11 protein-coding genes are annotated in these 16,813 nt (G+C 63.7%); 5 read left to right on the top strand and 6 right to left on the bottom strand.

The features are described 5' to 3' along the window. Positions 1–45: 45 nt before the first annotated feature. The 6 genes from FHT79_RS22330 to FHT79_RS22305 all read right to left on the bottom strand — a co-directional run bounded on the left by FHT79_RS22330 (position 46) and on the right by FHT79_RS22305 (position 10,941). Positions 46–924: a transglutaminase family protein gene (locus FHT79_RS22330; protein WP_047616613.1), complete on the bottom strand. Its 879-nt coding sequence runs from the start codon at positions 922–924 to the stop codon at positions 46–48. 5 nt (positions 925–929) lie between these two features. Then, entirely contained in the window at positions 930–3,344 is a 2,415-nt protein-coding gene (locus FHT79_RS22325) for a circularly permuted type 2 ATP-grasp protein (protein WP_047616384.1), read from the bottom strand. Between the two features lie 39 nt (positions 3,345–3,383). After that, positions 3,384–6,710: a transglutaminase family protein gene (locus tag FHT79_RS22320; protein ID WP_047616386.1), complete on the bottom strand. Its 3,327-nt coding sequence runs from the start codon at positions 6,708–6,710 to the stop codon at positions 3,384–3,386. Between the two features lie 112 nt (positions 6,711–6,822). Then, the gene (locus FHT79_RS22315; RefSeq protein ID WP_025570657.1) at positions 6,823–8,205 is read right to left on the bottom strand and encodes a sensor histidine kinase; all 1,383 of its coding nucleotides are present in this window, start codon (positions 8,203–8,205) and stop codon (positions 6,823–6,825) included. Continuing rightward, complete coding sequence (locus tag FHT79_RS22310; protein ID WP_025570656.1) at positions 8,202–8,879, bottom strand: response regulator transcription factor; 678 nt, start codon at positions 8,877–8,879, stop codon at positions 8,202–8,204. The genes FHT79_RS22315 and FHT79_RS22310 overlap by 4 nt, the downstream gene beginning before the upstream one ends. A gap of 193 nt (positions 8,880–9,072) precedes the next feature. Further along, a complete protein-coding gene (locus tag FHT79_RS22305; protein WP_025570654.1) occupies positions 9,073–10,941 on the bottom strand; it encodes an adenylate/guanylate cyclase domain-containing protein in 1,869 nt (622 codons plus the stop codon). A 427-nt stretch (positions 10,942–11,368) separates the two neighbouring features. Between FHT79_RS22305 and FHT79_RS22300 the strand changes: the two genes are divergently transcribed. The 5 genes from FHT79_RS22300 (at position 11,369) to FHT79_RS22280 (ending at position 16,671) form a co-directional block, all read left to right on the top strand. Further along, complete coding sequence (locus tag FHT79_RS22300) at positions 11,369–12,238, top strand: ornithine carbamoyltransferase (RefSeq protein ID WP_025570431.1); 870 nt, start codon at positions 11,369–11,371, stop codon at positions 12,236–12,238. A gap of 62 nt (positions 12,239–12,300) precedes the next feature. After that, complete coding sequence (locus tag FHT79_RS22295; RefSeq protein WP_025570432.1) at positions 12,301–13,347, top strand: ABC transporter substrate-binding protein; 1,047 nt, start codon at positions 12,301–12,303, stop codon at positions 13,345–13,347. Positions 13,348–13,633: 286 nt separating this feature from the next. Beyond that, positions 13,634–14,578 (top strand): tripartite tricarboxylate transporter substrate binding protein, encoded by a 945-nt coding sequence (locus tag FHT79_RS22290; RefSeq protein ID WP_025570433.1) that lies wholly within the window; start codon positions 13,634–13,636, stop codon positions 14,576–14,578. Next, positions 14,575–15,066 (top strand): tripartite tricarboxylate transporter TctB family protein, encoded by a 492-nt coding sequence (locus FHT79_RS22285; RefSeq protein WP_025570435.1) that lies wholly within the window; start codon positions 14,575–14,577, stop codon positions 15,064–15,066. Before FHT79_RS22290 ends, FHT79_RS22285 begins: the two co-directional genes overlap by 4 nt. A gap of 87 nt (positions 15,067–15,153) precedes the next feature. Then, positions 15,154–16,671 carry a tripartite tricarboxylate transporter permease gene (locus tag FHT79_RS22280; protein WP_025570437.1) on the top strand — a complete coding sequence of 506 codons (1,518 nt, stop codon included), beginning with the start codon at positions 15,154–15,156 and terminating at the stop codon, positions 16,669–16,671. The last annotated feature ends 142 nt before the right edge of the window (positions 16,672–16,813 follow it).

The following is a 16,813-nucleotide window of genomic DNA, read 5'->3' as shown; positions in this document are numbered from 1 at the left end:
GTCAATAGAATTTTAACGAATCGGCGGATTTTTCCAGTTTTGGGATTATTTCAGCGGGATGACGTCGACCGCCTGGACAGCGCGCTGGCCGCCATAGCTTTTCAGCACGCCGATGACGGGAACGACGTCGGAATAGTCCCGGCCATAGGCGACGACGATGTGGTCCATGCCAGCGGGGATGTTGTTGGTCGGGTCGAGTTCGATCCAGCCGATCGTCTCGCCGCACCAGATCCGCACCCAGGCATGCATGGCGTCGGCCCCTTCCAGCCGCTCCTTGCCGGGTGGCGGGATGGTGCGCAGGAAGCCGGAGACGTAGCCGGCCGGAATGCCGAGGCTTCGAAGCGCCAGGATCATGATGTGGGTGAAATCCTGGCAGACGCCGCGCTTCAATCGGAACGCCTCGAGCGGTGTCGTGTCCACCGTCGTCGCATCGGGATCATAGGTGAAATCCTTGTTGATGCGGGCACAGAGCGCATGGGCGATCTGCATGGCTGTCAGCGTCGGCAGGGCACAGCCTCGCGCATAGTCGCTGATCTCGCGTGCCTGGGTGAGGCGCGGGCTGTCGCCAAGGAAGTGGTGCGGCGAATCCGGTGCCAACGACCAGATGCCTGATATCTCCTCCGGCAGGTCGGCAAGCAGCGGCGAGAAATCGGCGGCGATCGGCTGGCTTTCCACCTGCACGCGGGCCTGCATGCGAATGTCGAGTGTTTCGTGCGGCGCACGCAGCATGAAGGAGGTGGCGGGATGATGGAAGAAATCGACGAAATGCGCCTGCTCATCCGGCGTCGGCGAGACGGTGATCGAGCCGGCGACCAGGCGCTGGCGGTTCGCCAGCGACAGCGGCATCAGCCGCATGACGTGGCGGGCGCCGGAGGCCGGCACGTCGTAGCTGTAACCCATGCGGAGAGTGAGATCGTAGAGCATTGACGTCACCCGAGATAGGTCTGGGCGAGCAGATCGGAAAGCTGCTCCAGTTCGCGTTCGAGCCGCTGATAGACCTCGACCCCCATGCCCTCCGGGGTCATCACCGCCAGGCCGGAATGGAGCCGCATCGCTTCGCGGTAGAAGGGTGACATCTGGCCGTTGATCAGGGCATTCGGCAGTTGCTCGACCTCGTGGTGGATCTCGTTCACCTGGAAGAGGACCGAGCGGGGGTTGAGGGGGTCGAGCGCCAAGAGATCGGTGACGGTCAGCCGCGCCGTGTTGACGTTGTAGCGGCGACGGTGGGTCATGACGCTGTCGCCGATCTCGAGCAGCATGTCGAGCGCGCCGTCCGGCGCTTCCGGGCCGGACATGTGGCCAAGCAGGCGCGTCATGTGCAGGCCGCGCTCGATATAGCGGCCGAGCGAAAGGAAGCGCCAGCCGGTGAAGCGGTACATGTTCTCGTGGACGAGGCCGGCGAAGCCCGCAAGCTTGCGCAGAAGGATCGTCATCGCATGGCTGGCGTCATCGCCGGCAGAGACGGTGACGTGAAAGCGGCGGGCGGTCTTGGCGAGGTCGTTGAGGGCCAGCCAGCCGTCCGGCGAGAAGCGGTCGCGGATGTTGCTCGCCGAATAAACGGCGCTGTCGATGTTGCGCAGGAGCGTTTCCGGCACGGGTTCGGCGGTATCGATATCGACGGCCGTCAGATATTCGGAGACATCGGCAAGCAGCGGCTGGCTTGGATCGGCCGCTTCGGCGAAACGTGCATGCCAGGCGCGCAGGATGCGCAGCGCCCCTTCGGCGCGTTCGATGTAGCGGCCGAGCCAGAACAGATTGTCGGCTGCCCGGCTCGGCAGGCTGCCCGGCATGTTGCGGGTGAAGCTGCCCTCGGCCGGCAGCAGCGTGTGGCGCTCGACCGGCTTGTCGCTGACGATCCAGACGTCGGCGGCCGCGCCGCCCGACTGCATGGCGATCGCCGCGACATCGGCTCCGGAGCCGATACGGGCAAAACCGCCGGGCATGATCTGCCAACCGTTTGCCGTGCGGGCGGCGAAAACGCGCAGCGACATCGGCCGCGGCACGAGCTTGCCGTCCACCCAGGCGGGCGTCGTCGAAAGCGTGACGACTTCCTGGCCGACCAGTTTCGGGCCGTCCGAACTCAGCCAGTCGGTGATGGAATCCTTGGCCGTCGCACGCAGCGACGAGCCGAGCACGGATTCGCCGTTGTCGTCGAAGAAGGGTGCCCGGGAATAGGCTGGGCCGATCACCATCTTCTCGATGTTTTTTGCGACGTGCTCGCGCTCTTCCTTCTGACCGCACCACCAGGTGGCGATCGAAGGGAGGTGCAGATCCTCGCCCAGCAGGCGGCGACAGATGGTCGGCATGAAGGCCAGCAGCGCCCGGGTTTCGAGAACCCCGGTGCCGAGCGCATTGACGATGGTGACGCTTTCGGCGCGCAGCGCTTCCACGAGGCCGGGCGTGCCGATATGCGAATTCTGGTTCAGCTCAAGCGGGTCGGCAAAGGCCGAATCGAGACGACGCCAGAGCACGCCGATCGGCTTCAGGCCGGCGACGGTGCGCACCATGACGCGGCCCTTGACGACGGTGAGGTCCTCGCCCTCGAGCAGCATGAAGCCGAGGTAGCGGGCGATGTAGGCGTGCTCGTAATAGGTCTCGTTGGCGGGGCCGGGCGTCAGCACGGCGATGCGGTCGTCGCCCGAATGTTTCATGCCCTGCAGCGCGTCGCGGAAGGCGCCGAAGAAGGAGGCGAGGCGGTGAACCGGCGTTTCGGCGTAGATATCCGAGAAGGCCCGGGTCGTCGCAACGCGGCTTTCCAGCGCGAAGCCGGCGCCTGACGGCGCCTGCGTCCTGTCGGCCAGCACCCACCAGTTGCCGTCAGGTCCGCGGCCGATCTCGAAGGCGCAGAAATGCAGATAGTGGCCGGAACCCGGCCGGATGCCGGCGAGCGGGCGCTGGAATTCGGGATTGGCGGCGATCAGCGCCGGTGGCAGGACGCCTTCCTCCACCAGCCGGTTGTCGCCGTAGATATCGGCAACGATCGCCTCCAGCAGGTCGGCGCGCTGGACGAGGCCCGCCGACAGCGTCTGCCATTCGCGCTCATCGATCAGCACGGGGATGTGCGAAATCGGCCAGGCGCGTTCGCCGGTGCCCTTGCTGCCATAGGCGCGGTAGAAGACGCCGGCATCGCGCAGGTAGCGGTCGGCGCGGGCGAAGCGCTCGGCGAGATCCTTTTCCGGCATTGCGCTCAGATGCGAGAGGAAACGCTGCCAGACGGGGCGGACTACGCCTTTGTTGTCGACCATCTCGTCAGCGGTACCAGGAAGCGGCGCATAGTCGAAGGCCGCATCCTTGATGCGGTCCTCTGCCTCTCCCCTGCGTTCCACTGCCGGCCTCTTACCCATCAAAACCCAAGCCCTAAACCCCCGGCCCTCACCTCAGCCTTAAATTCCGGCGGGCCGCCGCAGATCCAGCGTCAGCGGGAATTCAAGCGAACCCGTCTCGGCGCGCGGGATATAGCCGCCCGCCGTATGTCCCCACGGCTCGAAGCGGGCGAGCCGCCTTGCTTCCGCCTCGTTGCCGTTGACCGGGAAGGTGTCATAGGTCCGGCCGCCCGGATGGGCAACATGATAGATGCAGCCACCGATCGAACGCTTCGACCATGTATCATAAATGTCAAAAGTCAAAGGTGTGTTGATCGGCAGGACGGGATGCAGGCCGGAGGCCGGCTGCCACGCCTTGTAACGGACGCCGGCGACCGACACGCCCGACGTGCCGGTCGGTGTCAGCGGCAGGGTGCGGCCATTGCAGGTGACGGTATAGCGCGCCGTATTGCTGGTTTCGAGCCGCACCTGAAGGCGTTCGACAGAGCTGTCGACGTAGCGCACGGTGCCGCCCGGCGCGCCTTCCTCACCCATGACGTGCCAGGGCTCCAGCGCCTGGCGCAGTTCCAGCTTCGAGCCCTCATATTCGACTTCGCCGCAGAAGGGGAAGCGGAATTCAAGCTGGGCCTTGAACCATTCCGGGCTGACGTCGAAGCCGTTTTCGCGAAGGTCGGCGAGCACGTCGAGGAAATCGGTCCAGACGAAATGCGGCAGCATGAAACGGTCGTGCAGGGTCGTGCCCCAGCGGACGAATTTGCCGTCGACGGGATTGACCCAGAAGCGGGCGATCAGTGCGCGCACCAGCAGTTGCTGGGCAAGCGACATGCGGGCGTTCGGCGGCATCTCGAAGCCGCGGAACTCGATGAGGCCGAGCCGTCCGGTCGGGCCGTCGGGCGAGAACAGCTTGTCGATGCAGATCTCGGCGCGATGGGTGTTGCCGGTGACGTCGGTCAACAGGTTGCGGAACAGGCGATCGACCAGCCAGGGCAACGGCTGCTGGCCGCGGCCGGGGGCAGCGATCTGCGCCATGGCGATTTCCAGTTCGTAGAGGCTGTCGTGACGGGCCTCGTCGATGCGCGGCGCCTGGCTGGTCGGGCCGATGAACATGCCGGAGAAGAGGTAGGAGAGCGAGGGATGGCGCTGCCAGTGGAGCACGACGCTCTTCAAGAGATCGGGACGGCGCAGGAAGGGACTGTTGTTCGGATTGGCGCTGCCGACGACGACGTGGTTGCCGCCGCCGGTGCCGGTATGGCGGCCGTCGATCATGAACTTGTCGGCGCCGAGCCGGGTCGCGCGCGCCTCTTCGTAGATCGCCGTGGTGATGTCGACGCATTCCTTCCAGTTCGAGGCCGGATGAATGTTGACCTCGATGACGCCGGGATCCGGGGCGACGCGGATGACGTTGATGCGCTCATCCTGCGGCGGCGGATAACCTTCGATATGGACGGGAAGCTTGAGTTCGGCGGCGGCGTTTTCGGCCGCGGCAATCAGCTCGAGATAATCCTCGATGCGTTCGACCGGCGGCATGAAGACGCAGAGCCTGCCGTCGCGCGGCTCGACCGACATGGCGGTGCGCACGGCGCCGCCAATTTCACCGAGCGTCTGTTCGATCCGGCCGCGATTGCTCTCGTCGGCGTGGAAGGAGGCTTCCGGCATGGCGCGGCCGGCCGGTACGAAAACATCAGGCAGCGGTTCGCGCGGGATGGTCGGATCGGCAGGGTGGATATAGGGATAACGCGCCGGGGGAACATAGGGCAGCGTGCCGAGCGGCAGGCGGTAACCGATCGGGCTGTCGCCTGGAACGAGGAAGATCTTGCCACGGCGGGTGCGCCATTTCTCGCTGATCCAGACGCGTGTTTCGGCCGCCTTGGCGTTCCATGCCTGAACCGGAAGGAGGTAACCTGTGGGGACGGTGAGGCCACGGGCGAAGACGCGCGCGATGCGGTTGCGCTCCTCGGGATCTTTCAGTTTCGAATTCGCGGGATCGACGTTTTCGGGAAGATTACCTTCCTTGATGATCCAGTCGGCAGTATCCTCATAGGCCGGCTGCACCATGTCAGGCTTGATCGCCAGTTCCTTGGCGATCGCCGTCAGAAGCTTCTCGGCATCCTCGGCCGCAACACCAGTATCCTTGCCTTCGGCGGCCACCAGATCGAGGTTCTGCCAGATCGGCTTGCCGTCGCGGCGCCAGTAGAGCGAGAAGGTCCAGCGCGGCAGGCTTTCGCCCGGATACCATTTGCCCTGGCCGTAATGCAGGAAGCCGCCGGGGGCAAAGCGTTCGTGCAGCCGGCGGATCAGGCTGTCGGCCTTTTCGCGCTTGGTCGGGCCGACGGCGGCGGTGTTCCATTCCTCGGACTGGAAATCGTCGATCGAAACGAAGGTCGGCTCGCCGCCCATCGTCAGATGCACGTCCTCGGCTTCGAGGACGCGATCGACCTTCTCGCCGAGTTCGTTGAGTTCGTCCCAGCTTTCATCGGAGAAGGGCTTGGTGATGCGCGGATGTTCGGCAACGCGCGAGACCTTCATGTCGAAGGCGAATTCGGTTTCGGCCTCGCCGAAATAACCACCGGAGATAGGAGCGGCGTTGCGGTAATGCGGCGTGGCGGCAAGCGGGATATGGCTTTCGCCGGTCAAGAGGCCGGAGGTCGGATCGAGGCCGACCCAGCCGGCGCCGGGCAGATAGACTTCCGCCCAGGCATGCAGGTCGGTGAAATCGACTTCGGTGCCGGAGGGCCCGTCGAGCGCCTTCAGGTCCGGTGTCAGCTGAATGAGGTAACCGGAAACGAAGCGGGCGGCCAGGCCGAGATGGCGAAGGATCTGAACGAGCAGCCAGCTGGTGTCGCGGCAGGAGCCTTTGGCGCTTTCCAGCGTCTCCTCCGGCGTCTGCACGCCGGTTTCCATGCGGATGACATAGCCGATCTGCCGCTGCAGACGGGCATTCAGGCCGACGATCATATCGACCGTCGGCTGACCGGGCGACCAGTCGAGCGTCGGCAGCAGCGCCTTCAGGCGCGGGCCGGCCGGCTCCGGCGTCATGTAGATCGACAGATCCTCCTGGATCGTTTCCGGATATCCGAAGGGCCACTTGGTCGCCTCTTCCTCGACGAAGAAGTCGAAGGGATTATAAACCGTCATGTCGGCGACGAGATCGACCTCGATCTTGAACTCCGTCACCGGATCCGGAAAGACGTAGCGGGCAAGGTAATTGCCGTAGGGATCCTGCTGCAGGTTGACGAAATGGTTGGAGGGCGTGATCTTCAGCGAGTGGCTGAGCACTCGTGTCTTCGAATGCGAGGCAGGTTTCAGCCGGATGATCTGTGGGCCGAGGCGGACCGGCTTGTCATAGGTGTAATGCGTCAGATGATAGATGCTGGCTTTGATCGACATATTTCTCTTTTTATCCGGCTCGCATCGTCGTGCGGCTTGCTGTTCCCGAAAATCAGTGTGTGCAATGCAGCGAAAGAAAGCAAGGTGGAAAGGTCAAACGAGCCGAAGGCTTTTACGCTGCCTTGGCGAAGGTGACGGCCGCCTTCAGGCCCTTGCCGTCCGTACCCGGCTCCAGCGTGAGGTCGGCATTGAAAAGATTGGCGATTTCTTCGACGATCGGCAGGCCGAGGCCGGCGCCGGGCGCGCCGGAATCATGGCCGCGCGAAAAACGTTGGCGTACCGCCTCCAGCTTCTCGCGCGGAATGCCGGGGCCATTATCCTCGACTTCGAGGCGGATCGTCTCTGACGCAGCGATAATGCGGACGGTGACCTCAGCCCCGTTGCCGGCATAGGCGATGGCATTGCCGGCGAGGTTGCGCAGCATTTCGCCGATCAGCAGCGGCTCGGCGCGGATCATCGCCGGGCTCTCGCCCTCGAAGCCGAGATCGATGCCGGCGACGGCCGCCGTCGGGATCTGCTCGCCGGTGATTTCCTGGGCGATTGCGGCAAGATCGATGGCGGAGGCGGTCAGCGCTTCCTTGGCTGTGGCGGCGTCGATCTTGGCCATCAGGAGCAACTGGGCGAGAATGCGCTCGGCATGCGCCACCGCCTGATCGCCCTTCAGCGCCGCCGCCTGCGCCTCATCCAGCGAGCTGGCGCGGGCGGAAAGAGCAAGCTGGGTGCGGATGATCGCCAGCGGTGTGCGCAGCTGATGGCTGGCATTGCCGGTGAAATGGCGCAGCGCATCGAGCGCCGATTGCAGGCGGACCATGAAGGAATTGACCGTATCGACCAGCGGCTCGACCTCGCTTGGCACAGTCTGCTTGATCGGATGCAGGTCATCGGGGCTGCGTTCGCCGATGGCGTCGCCGAGCTTATAGAGCGGGCGGAGCGCCACCGTGACCGAAATCCAGACGATGACGGCCGCGCCCGCAATCATGAAGGCGAGGCGCAATGCCGAGCGGACGAGGATTGCCCGCGCCAGCTGGCGGCGGGCGATGGTGGTTTCGGCGACCGTTACCACGAAGGGCACGGAGCGGATGCCCGTCGAGGCTGAGCGTTCGAGTGTGGCGACACGGATCGGCTCGCCGCGGAAGGTGTCGTCGGCGAAGGCGGCAGCATTGGGCGGCGTCTTCTTCAGGACCGGCAACGACTGGTAGCCGGTGATGAATTGGCCCGGCGGGCCGTCGACGCGATAGAAGACGCGATCCTGCGCGGCAGAGGTCAGCATTTCAAGCGCGACATAGGGGATATCGACCTGCAGCGTGCCGTCCTCGGCGACGACGACGCGTTCGGCGATCGCCAGCGCCGAACCGGCGAGCACGCGGTCGGAGACGATGTTCGAGGTCTGGACCGCCTCGCGATAGGTATCGGCAAGCGCCAGCGTGCCGATCACGGCGGTGGAGACGAGCAGCCAGAAGAGCAGCCGGCGCCGGAGGGAATAGGCGGCTTTCATGAGGCCTCGGGCAGCTTGTCGAGATAATAGCCGATGCCGCGGGCAGTCTTGACGGTCAGGCCGTGCGGCGAGAGACGCTTTCTCAAGCGGCTGACATATTGCTCGATGGCGTTTGCGGAAATGTCGTCGTCGAAGGCCGTCAGCGACTGGATGATCGCTTCCTTGGCGACGACCTTGCCGGCCCGCATGAAGAGGATTTCGAGCAGGCCGAGCTCGCGGGCGGGAATATCGAGGGGTGCGGCGCCTGATGAAAAGGTGCGGGAATTGAGATCGAAAGAAATGCCGCCGAAACCGACGGTCGCCGAACGCAGCCCCGCCTGGCGGCGCAGCAATACCCGCACACGCGCCTCGAATTCGGCGATGTCGAAGGGTTTGATCAGGTAATCGTCAGCGCCGAGGTCGAGGCCCTTCACCCTTTCTTCCGGCGTGCCACGCGCCGTCAGGATGAGGACGGCAGCCTGGTTCTGGCGGGCGCGCATGGCACGCAGCACGTCGAGCCCGTCCATCTCGGGCAGGTTGAGGTCGAGAATCACCAGATCGAAATTTTCCGCAGCAATGACCGCATTGGCGGATGCGCCGTCATGGACGACATCGACGGCGTGGCCCGTGCCGCGCAAGATCGCCGACAGGCCGTCGGCCAGCGCGATATTGTCTTCGGTGAGCAGGATGCGCACGAATGTCCCCCTGTTTTTCAAAGGAGATTACAGAGGTGGCGGAGCGATGTCACAGCGATTTTGCAGCTTACAGCGCAGCGGGTCCTTCAGACGCGCAAAATACGCTGTGGCACTTTAATCCTCGCATCGAGCTTTGCGAAAATCGATTCCGATTTCCGGCCGATGCGCCACCGAATGCCGGGAAAGACCGGCGTCAGCTCCCGGTCCTTTCGATTCGTTCGCGCTGCGTCATTGCGGCGTTGAGGAGTCTTCGGAAGCGGGGATCGTCGCGGATGTTGTCGAGGTCGGAATCATTGTCGAACCATTTGATATGGTAGACGGAGCTGTTCGGCAGCAGCTTCTCGAGAAGGTCGATCGCCTGGTCGGCGTCGCCGAGGACGGAATAGACGCAGGCGAGATTATACTGGGCGACGATATCGTCGGGATCGATGGCGATCGCGCGGGCCGCCCAGTCGCGGGCTCTCGTCACATCGCCCATATGGGCAAGCGCCAGCGCGCCGCGATGGGCGGGGCCGGAATTTTCCGGATTGAGGTTCAGCGCGCGTTCGGCGCGCAGCAGGCCGAGGCGCGCCCAGTTTTCCGTGTCCAGCACACGGCCGAGCGAGCGGTAGGCGGACATCAGGTGGATCGGCGAGACATAGTCGTCGGGGCGGATCTCGGCGGCGCGGGTGAAGTATTGAACCGATTCGGCAAAGTTGCCGTGCATGAAGAAGAACCGGGCATAGTGGAAATTCGCCTCGAAGAGGTTCGGGTCGAGCGCCAAAGCCCGTTCGAAGGCCGCCGCCGCCCTGTCGTCATAGCCGCTCTGATGCAAGGCGAGACCATGGGAAGCGTGGGCCTCGGGAAGGTCGGGATCAAGTTCCAGGGCGCGGGCGCTCATCTCGAGGATGCGCCTCAGCGGCACGTCGTCCGGTGCCCAATCGCGGATCGCCGCATCGCAGTCGGCGATGCCGGCATAGGCGCGGGCATAGTCCGGATCGAGCTCGACCGCCTTGCAGAACATCCGCCTTGCAAGCTGCAGATAGGATTTGGTCCAGGTGTGGGAGAGCTGGCGGCCCCTGAGGTAATAGGTATAGGCCTCGACATTGGCGGTCGGCTCATTGGCGATCGCCTTCTTCTCTTCCGGCAGCAGACGCACCTTCAGCTGGCCGACGATCGCGTGGGTGATCTCGTCCTGAATGGCGAAGATGTCGGTCAGGTCGCGGTCGTAACGCTCGGCCCAGAGATGGTCGCCATTGGCGGTGTCGATCAGCTGACCGGAGATGCGCACGCGATTGCCGAAGATGCGCACGCTTCCCTCGAGCACGTAGCGCACGCCGAGTTCCTGGGCGAGCCGCTTCACTTTCACCGATATGCCCTTGTAGGTGAAGATGGTGTTGCGCGGCACGACGTGCAGGCTGGAGATCTTGGAGAGATCGGTGATGATGTCTTCGGTGATGCCGTCGGAGAAATAGTCCTGGTCGGCATCGCCGCTCATATTGGTGAAGGGCAGCACCGCAATGAAGCACGTGTTGCGGTTCTGCGCGACCAATTTCGCCGAGGAGGGCGGCGCCAAGCTGACAGTATAGACCTGAACGGGCTGCCTGATGTTCTTCAGCGTATGTTCGCCGATGAACTCGAAGCCGAGATTGAGGCGCGAGCCGACCTGATCGCGCACCGAGGCGGACACGGCGATGCCGCCTGGCGCCGCGATACGCTCGAGTCTGGCGGCGAGATTGACGCCATCGCCGAATATGTCGCCATTCTCGACCACGACGTCGCCGAGATTGATGCCGATGCGGAATTCGACGCGCTCGTCCTTGGGCACGCTCTCGTTGCGGGCCGCCATGCTGCGCTGGATCTCGGCGGCGCAGGCGACCGCATTCACCACGCTCTGGAATTCGGCAAGGATGCCGTCGCCGGTGAGTTTGACGATCCGGCCCTTGTAGTCGGCAATACGAATATCGACCAGTTCGCAGCGATGGCGGTTCAGCGCCTGCAACGTGCCGGATTCATCGATGCCCATCAGTCGGCTGTAGCCGACGACATCCGCAGCGAGAATAGCGCTCAGTCGTCGTTCCATGACCCCTCCCAGGATCTTCCCAGTTTAGTCTAGCTTTTTATAGAGTTTTTGTTGCGCGGAGTCGTCCCCCGAATAAGAAATTCGGGCGGTTTCGACGTTTTGACGCGGCAGCGCGACCATATAAGGTCGCCGATCTTCATCAATACTCTGAATGGGTGAAGGATGGCGTTCGGCTCTAATCCTTTGTGATGAAAAGGTAATTCTAATCGAAGAAATGCGGGTTTATTTCATCGCTCGATACTTCGGGCGTGGCACTATAAAAGTGGCGGTCGATCGGTTTGGGGCTTGAAGCGGAGCCAGGGGTTGGGCCGGAAGACTATTGCGAGGGGTATCCACCGTATGATTGTGATTCGCGGCTGCTTCGATGGTTGCGACGAGGCCGGCGCCGGCTATTGTGGCGATGTTTCATGCGCGGCGGAGATTTTGGATGACAGGTTCGGCCCGGAATTTTCTGGAGTTTCACGATATTCCGGAGGCCGGGCTCCGATCGATTGTCGCCCGCGCCGGCGAACTCGCCAAAAGCTGGGATGAGCGCACCGTGCCGCAGAGCCTTGCGGGCAAACGTGTCGCGCTGATTGCCGACGATAGTGGCTGGCGTAATACCACTGCCTTTGATCTCGGCATTCAGGCAATGGGCGGTATCTGCGCGCATGTGCCGATCGGTTTCGATGTCAGGGAGGAGACCGGCGACCTTGCTGGTTATCTCGGCAACTGGTTCGATATGCTGGTGATCCGCACCAAGGCGCTTGCGACATTGAAGGCGACGGCGGCAGTCTCGCCGGTGCCTGTCATCAATGCGCGCACAGGCTCCAACCACCCTTGCGAGACGCTCGGTGACCTTGCCTATATTAGGAGCCGGCGCGGCTCGATCGACGGGTTGAAGGTCGTTGGCGTGGCGGCGGACGCAAATATCCTCCGCTCCTGGGCCGAAGCCTCGATTGCGCTGCCGATAGAGGTTGTGCAGGTCTACCCCGAACGCTGGCACACCCGTGACGCTGCACTGCTCAACGGGCGTTTCCGTGTGAGCGCCGATATGGGCGAGCTATCGGACGCCGATGTCGTCATCACCGATTCATGGCCGGGCGATGCCGCCTCGGAGGCGCTCGCCGGCTACCGGATCGGCGCCGACCTGCTCGATCGTTTGTCGGAGGATGCGATCTTCCTGCCGTGCCCGCCGGTGAGGCGTGGCCAGGAGGTGACGGCCGAAGCGATGGAACATCCGCGCTGCCAGAGCCGTGCCGCCAAAGCCTTTCTGCTGCATGCGCAGAATGCGCTGATGGAGTGGGTCGCCGCCTAGTCGGCGGCCTTGCTCCTCCCGGCGCGCTCAGGCATTGTTGCGGCATGAGGAGAGTTTTCATTTTGCTGCTGGCCTTCTGGCCGGGCTTCGCGCTCGCCGATCAGGCCTTCTATCCGGCGAAGTCGGGTCAGGCCGATGCGGCGGTGCTGACGGTTTACTCCTCGCTCGACGAGCCGCTGGCGCGGCCGATGATCCGCGGTTTCCAGGATGCCAATCCCGACGTTGCGGTCAAATACGAGGATATGCTGACCGGCGACATCTACGACCGGATCGTCAAGGAGACGGATGCCGGCGAGAAGACGGCGGATTTCGCTTTTTCCTCGGCGATGGATCTGCAGGTGAAGCTTTCCAACGACGGATATGCGCAGGTCAGCAACCTGCCGATGAGTGCAGCATGGCCGAAATGGGCGAACTGGCGCAACACCGCCTATGCGCTCACCTTCGAGCCGGCGGTGTTCGTCTATCACAAGCCGAGCTTTGTACATGAGCCGGTGCCGAGTTCGCGGGCGGAGTTCGTCGACTATCTGAAACGCAAGGGCAACAAGGTCTATGGCCGGATCAGCACCTACGATATCGAACGCTCCGGGGTCGGCTTTCTGTTCATGGCGCGCGACCAGGAGCAATTCGGCGACATCTGGTCGGTGATCGGGGCGATGGGGGCTGCCGGCGTCAAGCTCTATTCGACGAGCTCGGCAATCCTCGAGCGCGTCGCCGACGGGCGCTTCGTGCTCGGCTACAACATTCTCGGCTCCTATGCAGCGGACTGGGCCTCGCGCTATCCCGATGTCGGCATCGTTCTGCCGAAGGATTACACGGTGGTGATGTCGCGGATCGGGCTGGTGCCGCAGGCGGCCTCCGAGCCGGAGCTCGGGCGGCGGTATCTCGCCTTCTTCATGTCGAAGGCGGGTCAGACGATCATGGCGCGGGAGCTGCAGATCCCGGCCGTCAGTCCTGAGGTGGCGGGGGAGAATACCGCCAATACGCTGCAGGAGCTGCTGGGCGCCCAGCTTCGGCCGGTGCCGGTCAGCCCCGGGCTGATGGTCTATCTCGACCAGGTGAAGCGGGCACGGCTGATCGCGCATTGGAATGAGGTCTTGCGCGCGCAGTGAAGGTGTTCCGCTTCCAGCTGCTTCGTCCTTTGAAGCTGGAAATCGGACTGCCGTCCGCCAATTACGGCAAAAAAGTGTCCGCTGCTGCTGGATATCTTGCCGATGTCAGCTAAATGACAGCTTGTTGTGGTGCCTTTGGCTACTTCTTCTCCGTGGAGGCGGAGAGCTGAAGCCTTGGGAGGTATTCCGCTCGTCATTCAGGACACTCGTGTCCGCTGATCAGCCATCCTCCCGATTCCCTGGAGAATAACGGGCGGTTTGCTCAGCCGCCGACGGAGGACACATCGTGAAGCATACGTTCATCGCAACCCTTTTTGCAGCTGCTATCGCGCTGCCGGCCTATGCGGCCGACTACACCATCATCGCGCCGGCCGCTCCCGGCGGCGGCTGGGACCAGACGGCTCGTTCGCTGCAGACCGCGCTGCAGCAGGAGAAGATCTCCGGCAACGTGCAGGTCCAGAACGTTCCGGGCGCCGGCGGCACCATCGGGCTTGCGCAGTTCAGCAGCCAGGCTGCAGGCAACCCGAATTCGCTGATCGTCGGCGGCTATGTGATGGTCGGCGCGATCCTCACCAACAAGTCGCCGGTGACCCTCAAGGACGTTACGCCGATTGCCCGGCTGACCGGCGAGTACGAAGCCGTCGTCGTTCCCGCCGCATCCGAGATCAAGACCATGGCCGATCTGGTTGCGGCGCTGAAGAAGGATCCGGGTTCGGTTTCCTGGGGCGGCGGTTCGGCCGGCGGTACCGATCACATCACCGTCGGCCTGATCGCCAAGGCGTCCGGCGTTGATCCGACCAAGATCAACTATGTCGCCTTCTCCGGCGGCGGTGAAGCACTCGCCGCCATTCTCGGCGGCCAGGTCACGGCCGGCGTCTCGAGCTACAGCGAGTTCCAATCGCAAGTGAAATCCGGCACGCTCCGCCTTCTCGCCGTTTCCAGCGACAAGCGTATCGACGGCGTCGATGCCCCGACGCTGAAGGAAGCCGGCACCGACGTCACCATCCAGAACTGGCGCATGGTTGCGGCTGCCCCCGGCCTGTCGGCTGAACAGGTCGCCGCCGTCACCGCCGATTTCGAGAAGCTGCATAGCTCGGCCACCTGGCAGGAAACCCTGAAGACCAAGGGCTGGGCCGACACCTATCTGTCCGGCGACGCCTTCAAGGCGCAGCTCGAAAAGGACGTCTCCGCCACCGAAGGCATTCTCAAAGAGATCGGACTTGTTCAATGAGCGAGGATAACACCTCCTCGGCAACCGAGCGCCGCCCTGATTGGGCGGCGTTCATCATTGCCGTTTTCCTCTTCGTCGTCGCCGGCGTGATGGCCTGGGATGCCTCGCATCTGAAAACGATCGCCCAATACGACCGCATCGGCCCGGCAACGGTGCCTGAAGTGGTGGCGTTCGGGCTCTTCTGTCTTGGGGTCTGGACCGTCGCCGAAGCCTGGCGCGGCGAGTTTCCGGAACGCGACCGGCAGGAAGTGGCGCCGGTCATCTGGATCGTCGCCGGTCTTGCCGCCCAGATGCTGCTTCTGCGCACCGCCGGCTTCTCGATTGCCACCGGTGTGCTGTTCGCACTGACGGCGCGCGGCTTCGGCAAGCGCAAGCTCTGGATCTCGCTGCCGTTCGGCATCGTTTTCAGCTTCGTCGTCTGGGCGATCTTCTCGCAGTTGCTGCAGCTGACGCTGCCGGCCGGCCCGCTCGAACATCTGTTCTTCTGACCGCGCGAGGCGCTGTCAGCTCTTTTGATTTTGCGCGGCGCCTGACCCCGAAACTGCAGGGTCGGGAATGCCGCTTGGGACACCAAGATGAGCACATTCGAATTTCTATGGCAGGGTATCCTGGTTGCGATGCAGCCGATGAACCTGGTTTATGCGCTGGTCGGCGTCACACTCGGCACCGCCGTCGGCGTGCTTCCCGGCATCGGCCCGGCCCTTACCGTGGCGCTGCTGTTGCCCGCTACCTACAAGCTCGATCCCGGCGGTTCGCTGATCATGTTCGCCGGCATCTACTATGGCGGCATGTATGGCGGCTCGACGACCTCGATCCTGCTCAACACGCCGGGGGAAAGCGCCTCGATCGTCACCGCGCTCGAGGGCAACAAGATGGCGCGCGCCGGCCGCGGCGGACCGGCGCTGGCGACGGCGGCGATCGGCTCCTTCGTCGCCGGCCTGCTCGCCACGCTCGGGCTTGCCTTCATCGCGCCCTATATCGTCAAGCTGGCGCTGGTCTTCGGACCACGCGAATATTTCGCGCTGATGGTGCTTGCCTTCGTCACCGTCTCCTCGGCCTTCGGCGATTCGGCATTGAGGGGTCTGACCTCTCTGTTCATCGGTTTTGCGCTTGCCATGGTCGGCATCGACCAGCAGACGGGCCAGGCACGGCTTTCCTTCGGCATCCCCGACCTGCTCGACGGAGTCGAGGTCACGACGCTGGCGGTGGCCATGTTTGCCATCGGCGAGACGCTCTACATCGCCGCGCAGGGCAACCGGATCGCGGAGAAGGTCGAGGCGGTCAAGGGTTCGCTCTGGATGAACGCGCAGGATTGGTCGCGCTCGTGGAAGCCGTGGCTGCGCGGCACGCTGATCGGGTTCCCGATCGGCGCGATGCCGGCGGGCGGCGCCGAAATCGGCACCTTCCTCTCCTATGCCACTGAAAAGCGGCTGGCAAAGAACCCGGAAGAGTTCGGCCATGGCGCAATCGAAGGCGTGGCCGGTCCCGAGGCGGCCAACAACGCGTCGGCCGCCGGTACGCTGGTGCCGCTTCTGACGCTCGGCCTGCCGACGACGGCGACGGCGGCGATCATGCTTGCCGGCTTCCAGCAATACGGGCTGCAGCCCGGACCGCTGCTGTTTGCCACCAATCCGCAACTCGTCTGGGGCCTGATCGCCAGCCTGCTCATCGCCAATGCGATGCTCCTGGTGCTGAACCTGCCGATGATCGGGCTCTGGGTGCGGCTGCTGACCATTCCGAAACCGTGGCTCTACGCCGGCATCCTGCTGTTTGCAACGCTTGGGACGATCGGCGCCAATCCGTCGGTGTTCGAGCTCGGCATGCTGCTCGCCTTCGGCTTGCTCGGCTATGTGATGCGGCTCTTCGGCTATCCGATTGCGCCTGCCGTCGTCGGCTTGATCCTCGGGCCGCTGGCCGAACAGCAGCTGCGCCGTGCGCTGGCGATCAGCCAGGGCGACGTCACGACGCTGGTGATGTCGCCGATCGCGGCCGGTCTGCTCATCGTTGCCGCTGCCGCCTTCCTCATCCCGCTGATCCTGCGGCTGCGCGGCAGGGGCCAGGTGCTGTCGCAACTGGCGGCAAACGAAGACTAGCGCATCGGCCCGAAAATCGGAATCGATTTTCGGAAAACACGATGCGGGGATTGAAAGTGTTAGAGCGTCCTTTGTGGTCCGAAGAGACGCGGCGCTCTAAGAAGAAAAAGACGACCTTACCCCTCCCTCGAGGCCGGCCATG

Origin of the sequence: Rhizobium sp. BK212, assembly GCF_014197475.1 — a bacterium.
Taxonomy (GTDB): Bacteria; Pseudomonadota; Alphaproteobacteria; order Rhizobiales; family Rhizobiaceae; genus Rhizobium; species Rhizobium anhuiense.
The sequence above is the reverse complement of the archived record's forward strand: the minus strand, read 5'-3'. Positions and strand labels throughout refer to the sequence as shown.

What these genes read in the sequence shown, in the direction of transcription:
- FHT79_RS22285 (WP_025570435.1), top strand. Translation starts at nt 14,575, where the DNA reads ATGAGCGAGGATAACACCTCCTCGGCAACCGAGCGCCGCCCTGATTGG.
- FHT79_RS22305 (WP_025570654.1), bottom strand. Translation starts at nt 10,941, where the DNA reads ATGGAACGACGACTGAGCGCTATTCTCGCTGCGGATGTCGTCGGCTAC.
- FHT79_RS22280 (WP_025570437.1), top strand. Translation starts at nt 15,154, where the DNA reads ATGAGCACATTCGAATTTCTATGGCAGGGTATCCTGGTTGCGATGCAG.
- FHT79_RS22300 (WP_025570431.1), top strand. Translation starts at nt 11,369, where the DNA reads ATGACAGGTTCGGCCCGGAATTTTCTGGAGTTTCACGATATTCCGGAG.
- FHT79_RS22320 (WP_047616386.1), bottom strand. Translation starts at nt 6,710, where the DNA reads ATGTCGATCAAAGCCAGCATCTATCATCTGACGCATTACACCTATGAC.
- FHT79_RS22315 (WP_025570657.1), bottom strand. Translation starts at nt 8,205, where the DNA reads ATGAAAGCCGCCTATTCCCTCCGGCGCCGGCTGCTCTTCTGGCTGCTC.
- FHT79_RS22325 (WP_047616384.1), bottom strand. Translation starts at nt 3,344, where the DNA reads ATGGGTAAGAGGCCGGCAGTGGAACGCAGGGGAGAGGCAGAGGACCGC.
- FHT79_RS22330 (WP_047616613.1), bottom strand. Translation starts at nt 924, where the DNA reads ATGCTCTACGATCTCACTCTCCGCATGGGTTACAGCTACGACGTGCCG.